8 protein-coding genes are annotated in these 16237 nt (G+C 77.3%); all 8 read right to left on the reverse strand.

Going from position 1 to position 16237, the window contains the following annotated elements; genetic code table 11:
• Nucleotides 1–3: 3 nt before the first annotated feature.
• Nucleotides 4–5280, reverse strand: a complete 5277-nt coding sequence (locus ACIOJE_RS30590; RefSeq protein WP_400780635.1) for an amino acid adenylation domain-containing protein — start codon at nucleotides 5278–5280, stop codon at nucleotides 4–6.
• Nucleotides 5277–9794 (reverse strand): condensation domain-containing protein, encoded by a 4518-nt coding sequence (locus ACIOJE_RS30595; RefSeq protein WP_400780637.1) that lies wholly within the window; start codon nucleotides 9792–9794, stop codon nucleotides 5277–5279. The genes ACIOJE_RS30590 and ACIOJE_RS30595 overlap by 4 nt, the downstream gene beginning before the upstream one ends.
• Before the next feature lie 54 nt (nucleotides 9795–9848).
• Nucleotides 9849–11702 carry a non-ribosomal peptide synthetase gene (locus ACIOJE_RS30600; protein WP_400780640.1) on the reverse strand — a complete coding sequence of 618 codons (1854 nt, stop codon included), beginning with the start codon at nucleotides 11700–11702 and terminating at the stop codon, nucleotides 9849–9851.
• A complete protein-coding gene (locus tag ACIOJE_RS30605; RefSeq protein WP_280684700.1) occupies nucleotides 11699–12565 on the reverse strand; it encodes a 3-hydroxyacyl-CoA dehydrogenase family protein in 867 nt (288 codons plus the stop codon). The genes ACIOJE_RS30600 and ACIOJE_RS30605 overlap by 4 nt, the downstream gene beginning before the upstream one ends.
• Nucleotides 12566–12675: 110 nt before the next feature.
• Entirely contained in the window at nucleotides 12676–13791 is a 1116-nt protein-coding gene (locus ACIOJE_RS30610) for an HAD-IIIC family phosphatase (protein ID WP_400780641.1), read from the reverse strand.
• Entirely contained in the window at nucleotides 13788–14951 is a 1164-nt protein-coding gene (locus tag ACIOJE_RS30615; protein ID WP_400780645.1) for an acyl-CoA dehydrogenase family protein, read from the reverse strand. The genes ACIOJE_RS30610 and ACIOJE_RS30615 overlap by 4 nt, the downstream gene beginning before the upstream one ends.
• Nucleotides 14935–15216 (reverse strand): phosphopantetheine-binding protein, encoded by a 282-nt coding sequence (locus ACIOJE_RS30620; protein ID WP_400780647.1) that lies wholly within the window; start codon nucleotides 15214–15216, stop codon nucleotides 14935–14937. Before ACIOJE_RS30620 ends, ACIOJE_RS30615 begins: the two co-directional genes overlap by 17 nt.
• On the reverse strand, nucleotides 15213–16235 hold the full coding sequence (locus ACIOJE_RS30625) for a 3-oxoacyl-[acyl-carrier-protein] synthase III C-terminal domain-containing protein (RefSeq protein ID WP_280684672.1): 1023 nt from the start codon (nucleotides 16233–16235) through the stop codon (nucleotides 15213–15215). Before ACIOJE_RS30625 ends, ACIOJE_RS30620 begins: the two co-directional genes overlap by 4 nt.
• Nucleotides 16236–16237 lie beyond the last annotated feature (2 nt).

A 16237-nucleotide genomic window follows, 5' to 3' on the forward strand; every position in this document is an offset into this window, starting at 1 on the left:
GCGTCAGTTCCTTTCCGGGCCGCGCGGCCCGGCCGGATCGCCGAGCCGGTCGAGCAGCGCCGGGGCGAGGTCGACCAGGGCGGCCGGGCCGCCGAGGTCCTGGTGGCCGTGGTCGGTCCGGTGCCGCAGCAGCCGCCCGCCCAGGTAGGGCAGCCAGCTCTCCGGGTCCTGGACGGGCCCGCTGGTCTCGGGGACGGCCTCGATCAGGAGCAGGTCGCCGTGGAACCGGCCGGGACGGTAGGCCCGGCCGAGCCGGACGTTGTTGTCGTAGACCTCGGCGAGCGCGGTCAGGTGGCGTTCGGAGAAGACGGAGAGCGGGGACTCGGACTTCCCGGCGAGTGCGAGGAACTCCTCGGCGGTCGGCGCGGGCGCGTCGGCGGGGCGGTCGACGCCGGCCAGCCGCAGCAGGGCGTTGCGGACCTGGCCCTGTTCCTCCAGGACCTCGGCCGCCGTCCGGGCGGGCAGGTCGGCGAGCACGTAGCTGTCGAGCAGGGCGAGCAGCCCCACCTCCGCACCCTGCTCCTGCAGCCGGGTGGCCACGGCGTAGGCGACCAGGCCGCCGAACGACCAGCCGAGCAGGTGGTAGGGCCCCTCGGGCTGGACGGCGCGGATCTCCCGCAGGCAGTCCTCGGCCACCTCCTCCACGCTGGCCGGCAGCGGGCCCCGGCCGTCGAGGCCGCGGGACTGCAGGGCGTAGAGCGGCCGATCGCCGAGCGGCCCCAGCAGTGCCCCGTACGTCCAGCCGATCCCGGCGGCCGCGTGCACGCAGAACAGCGGTGCCCCGGTGCCGGTCGAGCGCAGCGCCAGCAGGGGGGCCAGCATGGGCTCCGGGCCGTCGGCCGCCTCGGCGGGGTCGGCCGTGCGCGCCGGGGCGGGGTCGGCCGTGCGCACCGGGGCGGGCCCGGCGGCCGCGGGCCAGGGGCTGAGCAGGCCGAGGGCGCCGACGGCGGTGCCGGGTTCGGCGGTGAGGGTGTCGAGCAGCTCCAGCGCCCGGGCCAGCAGGGCGTCGGCACCCTCGACGTCGACGACGTCCTCGCGGTGCAGGACGTCGAGCTCCAGCCCGCCGTCGCGCGGTATCGCCATCAGCGTCAGCGGGTAGTGCGCGGCCGTCTCGCTGCCGGAGGCGGAGATCCGCACCCCCGGGAGCGCGTCGCTCTGGTCGCCGGACTGCGGGAAGTTCTCGTACACCATGACGGTGTCGAAGATCTCGCCGAGCCCGGTCGCCCGCTGGATCTCGGGGATTCCCAGGTGCTGGTGGGCGATCATCCGGGCCTGCTCGCGCTGGACCCGGGTCAGCAGCCCGGCCAGCGACTCGTCCTCCCGCAGGGTGATCCGCAGCGGCAGGGTGTTGATCAGGAACCCCATGACGGACTCGGAACCCGGTAGCTCGGGCGAGCGGCCGGAGACGATGATCCCGAACACCACGTCGGGGCGGCCGGTCCGCTCGGCCAGCATCAGCGCCCAGGTGGCCTGCAGCACGGTGTTGAGGGTGACACCCAGTCGGGCCGCGAGGGCGCCGAGCCGCTCGGTGCGCGGCCCGCCCAGGAGCCGGTGGCGGCGGCCCGGCCAGCCGGTGGCGGGCGGCAGCCCGGCCGGCACCACCAGGGTGGGTTCGAGCGGCTCGGCCAGGGCTTCGCGCCACGCGCGGCGGGCGGCCTCGTGGTCCCGGCCCGCCAGCCAGGCCAGGTGGTCGCGCAGCGGCACCGGCTCGGCCAGCCCGGCCGGGTCGCGGTACAGCGTGAACAGCTCCGGCAGGAGGAGCTGGTTGGACCAGCCGTCGATCAGGGTGTGGTGGGCGACCAGCACCAGGCGGTACCGCTCCGGTCCGAGCCGCAGCAGGGTGAAGCGGATCAGCGGCGGGTCGGCCGGGTCGAAGCGGGTGGTGCGGTCCTCGGCGGCCAACCGCTCGGTCTCCGCCTCCTGTTCGGCCGGCGCCAGACCGCTGAGGTCCACCTCCGTGAACGGCGGGAGGCGGTCCGGCACGACCTGGACCGGGCGGCCGCCGGGGAGGCGGACGAACCCGGCCGACAGGTTCGGGTGGCGGCGGCAGAACGCCTCGACGGCCCCGCGCAGTGCCACCGGGTCGAGCCGCCCGTCGAGGTCCATCCACAGCCGCATCACGTAGGCGTCGCCGCCGCCGTGGCCGTGGCCGTACGGGGAGAAGAGCAGCCGCTCCTGGAGCGGGGTCAGCGGCAGCACGTCCCGGTGGCCCGGGAACCGGGCCTGCAGCCAGGCGCGTTCGGCGGCGTCCAGCGGGAGCAGCTCGCCTTCGGCGGGCCGGCCGGGGGCGGCCGGGTTGAGCGGGGTGGCGACCGCCGCGAGTCCGGCCGGGGTCGGGTGCGCGAACACGTCCTCCGGGGCGAGCGCCAGCCCGGCCCGGCGGGCCCGGCGGAGCAGCTTGATGGAGCGGATGCTGTCGCCGCCGAGGACGAAGAAGCTGTCGTCCGGGCCGACGTCGGGCAGGCCGAGCACGCCGGCGAAGAGCTCACGCAGCACCTGGGTACGCGTAGCGCCTGCGACCGCGCGGGTCTCCGACCGGGTCTCGGGCGCGGCCGCCAGGGCAGCGAGCGCGGTCCGGTCGGTCTTGCCGCTGGTGTTGGTCGGAAGGGCGTCGAGGAAGACCAGTGCGGCCGGCACGACCGGTGCGGGCAGTTCCGCGCGCAACGCGGCCCGGACACCCTCCGGATCGGCCGGGTGGCCCTCGTCGGCCACCAGGAAGGCCGTGGTCCGACGGTCGCCCTCGCCGTCGTCGGTGGCGACCACCACCGCCTGCCGGACACCGGCCAGGGCCGTCAACCGGGCCTCGATCTCGCCGAGTTCGATCCGGTGGCCGCGGACCTTCACCTGGTGGTCGGTCCGGCCGAGGTACTCCAGCTCCCCGGCGGCGCTCCAGCGGGCCAGGTCCCCGGTGCGGTACATCCGGGCGCCGGGCGGGCCGAACGGATCGGGGAGGAAGCGCACGGCGGTGGCACCGGGCCGGTGGGCGTAGCCCCGGGCCAGGTAGTCGCCGGCCAGGTAGAGCTCGCCGGCGACGCCCAGCGGCGCGGGCCGCAGGGCCGGGTCGAGGACGTGGGCCCGCACGTTGCCGACCGGCACGCCGATCGACGGCTCCCCGGGCACACCGGGCGGACACGCCCCGGCCGTGGCGTACACGACGGCCTCGGTGGGCCCGTAGAGGTTGAGCACCCGGGCCTGCGGGTTGCGGGCGTGCACCAGGCGGACCAGTGCGGCGGGCAGCGGCTCGCCGGCGAACACGTAGGTCTGCGCCCGCTCGCGTACCCACTCGGCCCGGGCGACCTGCTGGTACACCGACGGCACGGTGTTGACCAGGCTGCCGGACCAGTCCGGGCGTTCCAGCAGCGCCAGCAGGTTGTCGACCAGGTCGACGCTGCCACCGACGAACAGCGGCACCAGGAGCTCGAAGACGGACAGGTCGAAGGAGAGCGAGGTGGCGCCGAGCACCCGGGAGAAGGCCTCGGGGCCGAGCTCGGCCGCCGCCCACGCGGCGAGGTTGGCCACGGCGCGGTGGGTGACCACCACGCCCTTGGGCGTCCCGGTGGAGCCGGAGGTGTGGATGACGTACGCCGCGTTGCCGGGCAGCGGGCGGGCGGGTGCGGCCTCGGCGAACGTGCCGTTCCGCGTGCCCTCGTCGTCGAGCAGGACGACGGTCGGGCCGTCGGCGGTCGGCGCCGGGAGGGCGGCGGCGAGCTCCGCCGTGGTCAGCACCGCCCGGGGGCGGGTGTCCGCGAGCAGGAACGCCACCCGGCCCTGCGGGTGGCCCGGATCCACCGGCAGGTAGGCGGCGCCGGCCTTCAGCACGCCCAGCACGGCCGCGACCAGGGTGGGGGTGCGGGGCAGCAGCACCGCGACGACGTCCTCGCGGCCGACGCCGAGGCCGGCGAGCCGCCGGGCGATCCGCTCGGACCGTTCGTCCAGCGCCGCGTAGTCCAGCACCGCGCCACGGCCACGCACCGCGACGGCGTCGGGGGTCCGCGCCAGCTGGGCGGCGAAGGCCTCGGGCACGGTGGTCTCGGGCACCGCCCGGTCGGTGGCGTTGGCCTTCCCCACCACGGCGAGCTCGTCCGGGCCCGCCACGTCGAAGGAGTGCACCGGCTCGTCCGGCCGGGCCGCCAGCCGCTCCAGCAGCCGGACGATCCGGCGGTGCTCCGCGGCATCGGCGCCGTGGCCGCCGACGGCGACCCGCCACGCCCCCGGGGCCGGGTCCGCGCGCAGGAACCGGCCGTCCACCGGCTCGCCCCAGGCGCGGGCCAGGACGGCCACGGCCTCGGCGCCGAACGCCACCCGCTCGGCGCTGTCGGCGAGGCCGGTGACCAGGCCGTACCCGGACGCGGCGGACCAGGGCAGGTCCAGGTCCGGACGGTGGCCGTGCCGACGGGCCCCGCGCAGCGCGCGGCCGGCCCGCCGGACCACCTCGGTGAAGGTCAGCTCCGGGGTCACGGCGAGGCGCACCGGCACGACCAGACCGCGGCCGCCGGGGCCGGGCGCCTCCAGCCAGTGCCCGAGCAGCAACTCCGGTACGCCGGTCAGCCGGTGCGCGGCCACGGCGGCGGCGCCGAGCAGCACGGCCCCGGGCCCCGCGCCACCGGCCCGGGCCACCCGGGCCAACGCGGCCGGGCCGGCCACCGGCAGCCAGGGCAGATCGGCCGGCGGCGCGAGCGCGCCGGCGGGCCGGGCGGCGGCGGGCTCGGGCGCGGACAGCCCGGCCACCACCTCCTGCCAGTAGGCACGGTCGGCGGGGCGGTTCTCGGCGGTGCGGTTCTCGGCGGTGCGGTTCTCGGCCTTCGGCGGGAGGGGGTCACCCCCGTCCGCGTACAGCTCCGCGGCCCGGCGGACCACCGCGGCCAGGCCCGCGTCGTCGTCGACCAGCCGGTGGTGGCGCAGGAACCAGGCGAGGGCGCCGCCGGGCTCGCGGATCAGCACGTGGCGCACCAACGGCCCGCCCACCAGGTCCAGCGGGCGGACGAGTTCGGCCGCGAGCCAGCCGTCCGGCTCCTCCGGGCCGAGGTCCAGCACCTCGACCACGGGCGCCGGGCCCGCGCCCGCCGGACGCAGCCGGCCGGCCTCGCCGGAGGCCCGGAAGGTGGCGTACAGACCGGGCCGTTCGGCCAGGGACCCGGCCACCGCGCGGCGCAGCCGCTCCGGCTCGACCCGGCCCTCGAACCGGACCAGGCGCGCCACGCAGTCGGCGGGCAGGGACGGGGTGTCCCGCAGGACGGCTCGCCGGGCGGCGTCGAGCGGGGTGGCGGCGGAGCTGCTCATCGGGCCCTCACGGTGTCGTCGTCGGTCTGCGGGGTCACGGCCTCGGGCGCGTCGGCGTCGGTCGGCTCGGCCGTAGGGTCGGCATGTTCGGCCGCCACGTCGTGGACCGGGCGGTCGGGCTCGGCCAGCAGGCCGCGCAGCAGCTCGCGCAGCCCGGTGGCGAAGCCGGTCGCGGTCGCCGGGTCGAAGAGTTCCGGGGCGTAGTGGACGGTCAGGGCGGCGGGGCCGGGGCCGGTCCCCTCCCGCCAGCCCAGGTCGAGTTCGGCCCCGCCCGGCCCGCTGCCGTCGGCGCCCCGGGAGCGGACCGGGAGCTGGGCTGCGGCGCCGGTCGTCCCCTCGACGGCGGTCCGCCCGACCAGGTCGGCGAAGCCGGGCTCGTCGGCGAGGTCGGCCCGCAGCAGGGAGCCGCCGGGCAGGCCGACGGCCACCTCGTCCTGTCCGGAGATCCACGAGAGCAGCACCAGCCAGCCGGCCCGCAGCACCCGGTCCGGGTGCGGGCCGAACCGGGCGATCGCGGCGCGCAGCGGCTCGTCGACCGGGACGGTGACGCTGCGTTCGGTGTGGTCGGCGCGGTCCGGGCGGGGGCGGTCGGTGGGGATGTCGAGCCGGACCGGACCGGGGAGACCGGCCGGAACCGCGTCGGCGGGGTCGGCCGCCGGCGCCCCGGCCCACAGCGGGGAGAGCGGCGACTCGCCGTCGGCGGCGGTGAGTTCGCGGAGCAGCGCCGTGTACTCCTCGACGAACCCGCGCGCCGTCGCCGCGGTGAACAGCTGGGTGCTGAACTCCAGGCAGGCGTCCATGGCCTCGTCGCCGATCCGGTCGGAGGTGATCAGGGTGAGGTCGAACTTGGCGGTGCCCGCCGGCAGTCCGCCGAACAGGTTGCCGGCGTTGTGCCCGATGTCGAAGTACCCGGTCGAGGTGCCCAGGATCTGCTGGATCGGCGGCAGGTCCTGGTGCACGTAGAACACGTCGAACAGCGGGCTCCGGCCCGGATCGCGCTCGTCCGTCAGGGCCTGGACGACCCGGTCGAAGGGCACCTCCTGGTGCTCCAGGGCCTCCAGCACCACGGCGCGCACCCGGTGCAGGAAGCCGGCCACCGACGGGGCGCCGGACAGGTCGGCGCGCAGCGCCACGGTGCTGTTGAAGAAGCCGATCAGGCCCTCCAGTTCGGGCCGGTTGCGCCCGGTGGTCGGGGTGCCGACGACCAGGTCGTCCTGCCCGCTGCGGCGGGCCAGCAGGAGGTAGAAGCCGGCGAGCAGGACCACGAAGAGGGTCACCGAGTGGTCCGCCGCGAGCCGGCGCAGCTCGCGCATCAGTGCCGCGTCCACGGTGAACACCACCAGGTCGCCGGCGTAGTCCCGGCGGGCCGGGCGCGGCTGGTCGGTGGGCAGTCGCAGCACCGGGGCGGCGCTCAGGGTCTCGCACCAGTAGGCGAGTTCGCGCTCCAGGGCCGGGCCGGCCACCAGCTCGCGCTGCCAGGCCGCGTAGTCGGCGAACTGGATCGGCAGCGGCGCGAGGCGGTGCGGGCGGCCCTCCCGGCGGGCGGCGTACAGCTCGGGCAGCTCGCGCTCGAAGATCCGCGGCGAGGCGCCGTCGTTGACCGCGTGGTGCATGGTCACCTGGAGCACGTGCTCCTCGGGTGCCATCCGGACCACGAGCACCCGCACCAGGGGGTCGTGGGCGAGGTCGAAGCGGTACTCGGCGGCCTGCCGGACCAGCTCCCGGGCGGCGGCGAGCGGGTCCGGCTCCCCCGAGACGTCCCGGAAGACGAAGAAGTCCCCGGGCTCCGGGCGGACGTGCAGCACCGGCTCGTCGTCCTCCTCGGCGAAGTTGGAGCGCAGCACCTCGTGGCGCGCTATCAGGTCGTGCCACATGCCGCGGACGGCGTCGACGTGGAACGGGCCGCTGACCTGGCTGACCATCGGCAGGTTGTAGAGCGTGGTGTCCGGGTCGAGCTGGTGGTGGAACCAGATGCGGTCCTGGCCGAAGGAGGTGACGGGGGTGCCGCGCGGGACGATCGGCGGCAGGACGTCCGCCGCCGGGGCTCCGGCCCGGCGGCGGATGAGCCGGGCGAACGCGCCGACGGCGGGGTGCTCGTAGACGTCGAGCAGCCGGGGCCGGAAGCCGTACCGGGTCTGGATCCGGTCGGCGAGCTGGAGGGCGATGATGGAGTTGCCGCCGAGCTCGAAGTAGTCGGCGTCCGGACCCAACGGCCGGTCGCTGTGCAGCAGTTCGCCCAGGACCCCGGCGAGCCAGGGCTCCGGGTCCTCGTCGCCGCCGGACCCGCTCGGCGCCGGGACGGGCCCGGCGGGAGCGGTCGGCGCAGCAGGTACGGCGGGCGCCGCCGGTACGGCCGGCGGCCGGATCCAGCACGGGGTCGCGGCCAGCGGGTGCCCCGGCAGACGCAGGCGACGGGCGCTGCCGGGGGCGGGGCCGAGCGCGGACCAGTCCAGGTCGACGCCGGCCTCGTACAACCGCCCGAGCAGCGCCGCGAAGCCGCCGTCCGACGCGGTCGCCGTCACCAGCCGTGCGCCGTCCTGCCCCTGCGGGCCGAACCGCTCGGCGAGCAGCCGCCCGAGGACGCCGTCGGGGCCCGGGTCGACGAACACCACCGGTCCGGCGGCGGCGAGCCGCTCGGCGGCCGCGACGAGCCGTTCCCGGTCCGGCGGCGCGGCCTCGGCCCCGGCCGCGAGCTCCCGGCTGTCCTCGGCGGTGAGGGTGCCGAGCAGGTGCCGGGCCGCGTAGCGGGAGACGCCGCTACTCAGCACCGTGTCGACCGGGACGCCGCTGCGCACCAGCTCTCGATGGACGGCCAGTTGGCCCGCCAGCAGCGCGGCCTGCGGCCCGGCGGCGGGGAGTTCGGCGGGCAGCGGCGCCGGGGCGGGGGCGTCGGGGGCGGCGTCCGGCGAGAGCAGCAGGCAGACGGCGGGCGGCCTGGTCCGGCTGCCGTACGGGGCGTCGTCGGCCGACCCGCCCGGCCGGGTGGCCCGCTCGGCGAGCTTGCGACCGAGGTCGGCGGTGTCCCGGGCCGGCACGGCCACCCGGTGCTCGTGGCGGTTGCGCCCGGAGTTGAGGGTGAACGCCACGTCGTCGAGCTCGGCGGTCGAGGCGGCCAGCGCGGCGCCCAGGTCCGCACAGAGCCGGGCCAGCGCGGAGCGGCTGCGCGCCGAGACGCCGACCAGCCGGGCCGGGCGCGGGGCGGTCGCGGCCGCCGGCGCAGGCGGGGCGGGCGGGGCGGGCGGCCGCTGGACCACGCAGTGAGCGTTGATCCCGCCCAGGCTGTACGAGCTGACCCCGGCGATCCGCTCCTCGCCCTCCCAGGGCCGCAGGCCGGTGACCACCTCGACCGGCTCCAGGGCGGCCTCGTCGACGGGGCGGCGGAAGTGCAGCGAGGGGTAGAGCTCGCCGTGGCCGACCGCGAGGACGGCCTTCACCAGGCCGGCGATCCCGGCCGCGTGGTCGAGGTGGCCGACGTTGGTCTTCACCGAACCGATCGGCAGCCGCCGGCCGTGCGCGCCGAAGCCGAGCGGGCCGAACACCTGGGCCAGGCCTTCCAGTTCGACCGCGTCGCCGAGCCGGGTGCCGGAGCCGTGCGCCTCCAGGTAGCCGGCCAGGGCGGGGTCGAGCCCGGCGGCACGCCAGGCGGCGCCGATCACCGCCGCGTGCGCGGGCGCGCTCGGGGTGCTGATGGTGGCGGCCGCCCGGCCGTTGTGCCGGACGGCGCTGCCACGGATCACCGCGTGCACGGGAGCGCCGTCCGCGCGGGCCCGGCCGAGGGTGGTGAGCAGCAGGACGGCGCCGCCCTCGCCGTTGGCGGTGCCGTCGGCGTCGGCGTCGAAGGCCCGGCAACGCCCGCTCGGGGAGACGAGTTCGGTCATGCCCTCGGTCAGCCGGGCGGGCAGGCCGCCGGGGCGCACGCTGAAGCCGCCGGCGAGCGCGTACTCGGCCTCGCCGTCGCGCAGTTCGCGGCAGGCCTGGTGGACGGCGACGAGCGAGCTGTTGCACCCGGTGTCGACGGCGTAGCAGGGACCTTCGAAGCCGAGCACGTGGGCGATCCGGGCAGGCAGCGCGAAGGGGACGTTCCCGAGTGCGCTGAGCGGGCCGGGCTCGGTGGCGGCGGCCTGGTAGCCGGAGGCGGCGGCGCTGAGCACCACGGCGACCGGGTGGGCGCGCAGGGCGTTCGCCGCGTAGCCGGCGTCCTCGACGGCCTGGTGGGCGAGGACCAGCGCGATCCGCTGCTGGGGGTCCATCAGGGCGGCCTCGCGCCGGGAGAGGCCGAAGAAGGCGTGGTCGAAGGTGTGGACGTCGGCGAGGTGGCCCATCGGCAGGTAGCGCGCGTCCGGGTCGAGTCCGGTGGCGGCGGCCCGCTCGGCAGGCATGTCGCCGACCGAGTCGCGCCCGGCCGCCAGGTTGGCCCGGAAGGCCGCCAGGTCGTCGGCGTCGGGGAAGCGGGCCCCGATGCCGACGATGGCGATGTCGGTGTCGCGGGGCTCCGTCGCGGGGGTCCTGGTCACGGTCACTGCTCCGGTTCGTCGGGCTCGGTGCACGGTCGTCCGTTCGTCCGGTCGTCAGACTTCGTACGCGGCGCCGGGCACGGGGGCGCCGTGCGGCGGGCCGGGGGTCGGGGCGGTGGCGGTGGCGGTGTCGACGGCCGCGGCCTGGTCGGCGACGGTGCGCAGGTCGAAGAGCCGGCCGACCCGGACGGCGCCGGGCCAGGCGCGTTCGAGGCGCAGGTGCAGGTCGACCACCCGGTGCGAGTTGCCGCCCACGGCGAAGAAGTCGTCCTCGGGGCCGAAGTCGCCGTGTCCGAGGACCTCGGTCCAGAAGCCCGTCACCACCTGCCGGGCGCCGCCGTCGCCTGCCGCCGCCACCGGCGCCGGCTCCTCGGGCAGCAGCGCGCGCAGCGCCCTGAGGTCGGCCTTGCCGGACGGCGCGAGCGGGAAGGCGGCGACCCGGACGAACCGCTCCGGCACGGCCGGCCCGCCGACCAGGGCCGCACAGTGCGCGATCAGGTCGCCGGTGGCCGGAGCGGGCGCGCCGGGATCGGCCGGGGCCCAGAAGGCGGCCAGCGCGGTGCCGCCGTCCGGCGCGGCGACGGCGAGCACGGCGGCCTGCCGGACGGCGGGGTGGCGTTCCAGCGCCGCCTCCACCGCCTCCCGCTCGACCCGGACGCCGCGCACCTTGAGCTGCCCGTCGGCCCGGCCCCGGAACACCAGGGCCCCGGTGGCGTCGGCGGCGGCGAGGTCGCCGGTGCGGTACATCCGGGCGCCGGGGGCGGTGGCGAACGGGTCCGGGACGAACCGCAGCGCGGTCTCCCCTGCGCGCCCGGCGTACCCCTCGGCGACCTGCGGGCCCGCCACGTACAGCTCGCCGGCCCGCCCGGGCGGCACCGGGGCCAGCCGCTCGTCCAGCAGGTGGATCCGGGCCCCCGCGGTGGGCCGTCCGATCGGGACGGGGTCGGCCGGTGCGGGCGGGACGGGGTGGGCGACCACGGTCACGGTGGTCTCGGTGGCGCCGTACTCGTTGAGCAGCCGGGTGCCCGGCAGGGCAGCCCGGTGCCGTTCGGCCTGCGCGGCCGGCAGCGCCTCCCCGCCGAGGATCCACCGGCGCAGGTGGGCGTCGGCGCCGGCCAGGTGCGGCAGCATCAGCCGGTGGAAGGAGGGCGGGCAGACCGCCACCTCGACCCGGTGGCGCCGGACCAGCCCGGCGGCCGCCTCCGGGTCGGGCAGCGCCCGCTCGTCCGGCAGCACCGCGGTGCCGCCGCCGCAGAGGGTGTGGAACAGCATCAGCAGCGGCCCGTCCCAGGAGAGCCGGGAGGCCGTGAAGGTGGTCGCGGCGGGGTCCTCGTCGCGGGAGGCGACCAGCTGGGCCAGCGCGCCCCGGGAGACCAGGACGGACTTGGGCTCCCCGGTGGTCCCCGAGGTGGTGACGGCGTAGGCGGGCGCGTTCGGGGGCACCGCGGCGTCCGGCCGCCCGGCCACCGCGACGGCACCCGCCTGCGCCGCCTCCGCCACTGCCGTGACCGGCTGCCCGCAGCCGGCCGTGAGCTCCCGGACGGCGGCGGGCGGGGTGGCCGGGTCACCGTCGTCGTACACCAGGACGGCGCAGCCGCTGTCGCGCAGCAGCCCGCGGACCATCGCGGCGGGCCGCTCGGGCTCCAGGACGCACCAGGCCGCGCCCAGCCGCAGCGCGGCCAGCATGCCGACGACGGTGCGCACGCCCTGGCGCCGGTACACCAGGACGACCTGGCCGGGGGCGGCCCCGGCGGCGGCCAGCCGGTCGGCCAGCACCCGGCTCCCGACGTCGAGTTGACGGTACGTCCGTCGATCCCCGCCGACCACGACGGCGATCCCGTCGGGCACCGCGCGGAACCGCTCCCGGATCAGGTCGAGCACGTCCGGGGCCGGCCGGCCGGCGGTCACGGGCGCGCCCCGTAGGCGTGGAAGCCCAGCCCGGTCTTGCGGCCGAGGTGTCCGCGCCGCACCAGGTCGAGCAGCAGCTCGCAGGGCCGGTAGCGCTCGTCGCCGGTGGTCTCCAGCAGGACGTCGAGGGTGTCCACGATGGTGTCCAGCCCGATCAGGTCGGCGGTGCGCAGCGGGCCCATGGCGTGGCCGAAGCACTCCTGGAAGATCAGGTCGACGGTCTCCGCGCTGGCGACGCCCTCCTGCACCCGGGCGGCCGCGTCGTTGACCATCGGCATCAGCACCCGGTTGGAGACGAACCCCGGCGCGTCGAGGACGACGTGGGCGCTGCGGCCGACCCCGGCGAGCAGCGCGAGGGTGGTCTCCAGGGTCCGGGCGGTGGTGGCGGGGCCGCGGACGACCTCGACGGTCTCCTTGAGGTAGGCGGGGTTCATGAAGTGGGTGGCGAGCACCCGGTCGGCCCGGTCGGTGTAGGAGGCGAGCCGCGCGACCGGGATGGCCGAGGTGCAGGAGGCGAACACCGTGGCGGGGGCGCAGACCCGGTCGAGCTCCCCGAGCACCTGCTCCTTGACGGCGAGCCGCTCGGAGGTGCACTCGACGACGAATCCGACCTCCGCGAGCCGATCGAACTCCTCCGTCCAGTCGATCAGTTCGGCCGTCCGCTCCGCCGACGGGCGGTCCTCGCCCGGGGCCGGTCGGCGGCCGAGCAGTCGGGCGGCGCGCAGGCCGTCGTTCAGCCGGCGGGGACCGGCGTCGAGGGCGGCGCGGTGCCGGTCGACCACCACCACGGGGTGCCCGGCCGAGGCGAAGACCTGGGCGACGGCGGTGCCCATCGTCCCGGCGCCGACGACCCCGACCGGGATCCGCTCGGCGGCCCCGGCCGTCGAGTCGGGCGAGGCCGCCCCGGCGGTCGAGGGGGTCGCGGCGGTCTCGGGGCCCTGACTGTCTTGCGGGTGCACGGCGTCCTTCCTGGTCACGGCATGGTGCGCGGATCGCGGGGGCCGGGGGTCGCCCCCGGGCCCGGGGTGAGTAGCCGAAGGTGGCCCGGCGCCGGGGGCGGCGGGGCGGCGGCCGGGTAGCCGAGCAGCAGCCGGCCGCCCTCCTCCTGGCCGACCACGGTGAACCCGGCGAACCGGAGGTTCACCAGCATCACCCGGTTGACGTCGGTGGGGACGAACTCGGCCAGCGGGCGGCGTCCTTCGGCGAGGGCGGCGCGCACGACGTGGCCGATCAGCGCCGGCCCGATGCCCCGGGACATCACCCGGCAGGACAGCAGCAGCAGGCGCAGGACCTCGGCCGGCCCGTCCGGCCCGTCGCCCTCCCGGTGCCGGGTCCGCTCGCTCAGCGCGAGGCCGATGGTGCCGTACTCGCCGAACCGGTCGGTCAGTTCGGCGACCAGCACCCGGTGGTCGGGCGAGTCGCACAGCGCGCGCAGCTCCGCCAGGCCGTAGGTCCGGCCGGTGGTGTTGAGCTGGTGGGTGCGGACGGTGAGTTCGTGGGCCCGGGCGAGGTCGTCCGGCTCGGCCTGACGGATCGTCAACTCCAGGCCCAGCGATGCCAGGAACTCCTCGGGGGTGCCCTGGTGCTCCTCCCGGGCCTGCCCGCGGCGGGCCTCGCCGCGGTAGCGCAGGCGGCGCAGCCGGGCGTCGGCCGTGACGAACTCCGGCCGGAACTCCGGCCGTTCGGCCAGGGCGGCGACCTCCTCGGCCGGGTAGCAGCGCACCACCGGGTGGGCGGCGGCCACCTCGGCGCGCTCGACCGGGTCGTTGTCGACGAAGGCGACGGTGTCCAGTCCGATGCCGATGGCCTCGGCGATCCGCCGCACCGCGCCCGACTTGGGCCCCCAGCCGATCTCCAGCACGGTGAACAGCTCGTGCAGTCCGAGCCGCTCCAGGTGGGCGGCGGCGATCGCCGGATCGCTGCGGCTGGCGACGGCATGCAGGACGCCGCGCTCGTCCAGCGCCCGCAGCGCGGCGGTCGCGGCGGGGAACGGCGCGGGGTCGTCGCCCTCCAGCACAGTGCCGTCCCAGAGGGTGTCGTCGAGGTCCCAGACCAGGATCTTGACCGTCGGCCGGTCCGGCCCGGTCATCCGCGCACCCCCTGGCGCAACAGGCGCTCCGCGATGTGCAGTTCGGCGACCTGCGGGCTGCCCTCGATGATCTCCAGCACCTTGGCGTCCCGGTAGAACCGGCCCGCCCGGCTGCCGGGTTCGCAGCCCGCCGAGCCGAGGACCTGGACGGCCCGGTCGGCGACCGCCTTCGCCGCGCCGGCCGCCGCGTACTTGGCGACCACCGTCTCGGTGGCGGCGCCCAGCGGCGAACCGGCCCGGGCCTCGGCGGCCCGCTCGGCCAGCGCCCGGGCGCCCGCCGCGTCGACGGCCGAGCGGGCGAGCAGCGAGCGCACCAGCTGGTGGTCGGCCAGCGGCGCGCCGCCCTGGACCCGCCGCGCGGCGTGCTCGGCGGCGTCCGCCAGACAGGCCTCGGCCATGCCGACGCAGCCCCAGGCCACGGTGAACCTGCCGTGGTCCAGCGCCACCGCCGCGGTGTGGGTCAGGCCCAGCCCGGGCGGCGCCACCAGGTTCTCCCGGGGCACCCGCACCCGGTCGAAGGTGAGGTGGGCGATCCGCGCGGCGCGCAGGCCCAGTTGGCCGGTGACCGGCTCGCGGACGATCCCGGGCCGGTCGCCCTCCACCAGGACGGCCGTCGGGCCGGCGTCGGTGCGCCCCAGCACCAGGAACACGTCGGCGCTCTGCCCGAAGGTCACCCACCGCTTGGCGCCGGTGACGACCACCTGCTCGCCGTCGTCCTCGATCCTCGTGCCGACCTCGGCGAGCGCGCTGCCGGCCTCCCGTTCGGTGGCGGCGAAGCCGGCCAGGCGGTCGCCGGACGCCAGGGCGGGCAGCCAGTGGGCACGCTGCGCCTCCCCGCCCCAGCGCAGCAGCGCCGCGGCCGTCATGCCCTGGACGGTGAGCAGCGCGCGCAGGGCGCCGCAGACGCCACCCAGGTGCGCCACGGCCTCGCCCAGCTGGGCCGGGGTGGCGCCGGCGCCGCCGTGGCGTGCGGGCAGGTCGAGGCCGAGCAGCCCGGCGGCGGCCACCGCGCGGACGGCCTCGTCCGGGAGCGCGCCGTGTTCGTCCCAGCGGCCGGCCTCGCCCCGGACGGCGGCGGCGAGTTCGGCCGCGGCGTCGACCCGGGCGGCGGCCGGGGCGTCCTGGGTGGGGGGCCGGGTGGCGCTAGCCGCGGGTGGCACGGCCGGCCCCCGTCTCCCCGCCGGTGGCCAGGCCGGCCCGCTTGCGCTCGACCAGCGCGGCGATCCGCTCGGCGGTGCGGAAGGAGTCCAGGTCGAGGTCGTCGACCTCGATCCGGATGTCGAACCGCTCCTCGACGAAGACCACCAGTTCCAGCGCGAACAGCGAGTCCGCGAGCCCCAGCGCGAAGTAGTCCTCGTCCGGTGCCACCGGCCGGCGCAGCGCGACGGTCAGGAACTCCCGTATCTCGATAGCCGTGTCGGTCACGCGGTGCTCTCCCAGGGTCCGATTTCCACCAGCAGCAGGTTCCAGGCCGCCACCGGGCTGACGTTGACCAGGACGACCCGGTCGCCCTCGGCCAGCCGCCCGTTCGCCAGCGCCGTCCAGAGGTTGAGGAAGACGTCGTTCGGCCCCAGGTGGCCGTACCGGGCCAGGTTCTCCCGGCACTCCGGCAGGAGTTCGACGCCCAGCGACTCCGCCAGGAAGCGGAGTCCGCCCGCCGAGAGGTTCTGGCTGGCGTATCCGGCGATGTCGGCGCGGTCCAGGCCGTGCCGCTTCAGCAGGCGGTCCAGGAGCGCGGTGAGCCGGTTCCTGGTCTCCACCGCGAGCCGGAAGGAGTAGCCGGGCAGGTCCCGGCACTCCTCCTGCCAGCTCTCCCAGGGACGGTCCCGGTAGTCCACCCGGAAGAGGTCCCAGTACGCGCCGTTGGTCTCCTGGACCAGGTCCAGCACCCGCGCCGGGCCGGTGCGGGCGAGTAGCAGGGCCTGCCCGGCGTCGCCGTTGACGGTGACCGGGTGCCGGTAGCGGCCGGGGGTGGCCGGGGTGGACGCGTGGGCGACCAGGACGTGCCGGACGTCCGGGTCGGCGGCGAGCAGCCCGCGGGCGGCGAGCAGGGCCGGGCCGATCGAGACGCAGCCCAGGCCGCCCACCCCGAAGGTGACGGCCTGTTCGGCGCCGAGCCGGGCCTGCAGCCGGGTCGCCTCGGAGCTGAGCAGGGTCTCGGGGGCCCGGGAGTCGACGACGATCAGGGCGGACAGGTCCTGCGCGGCGAGCCCCGCGCGGGCGAGCGCGCTGCGGGCCGCCCGCTCGGCCAGCCCGGTCGGCCCGAGGTCGCGGTCGACGGCCACGGTGTCGATCCCGAGGCCGGCCAGGACGGTCCTGTGCTCGGCGTCCAGGCCCTCCACTTCCGGCAGCTCGCCGACCGGCACCCGGTGCTCCGGGAGGTGCCAGGCCGCCGCCCGGACCGCGAGCGGCGCGGGGGCGCCCCCCGTCCTCGTCGTCACCATGA

Origin of the sequence: Kitasatospora sp. NPDC087861, assembly GCF_044742585.1 — a bacterium.
Taxonomy (GTDB): domain Bacteria; phylum Actinomycetota; class Actinomycetes; order Streptomycetales; family Streptomycetaceae; genus Kitasatospora.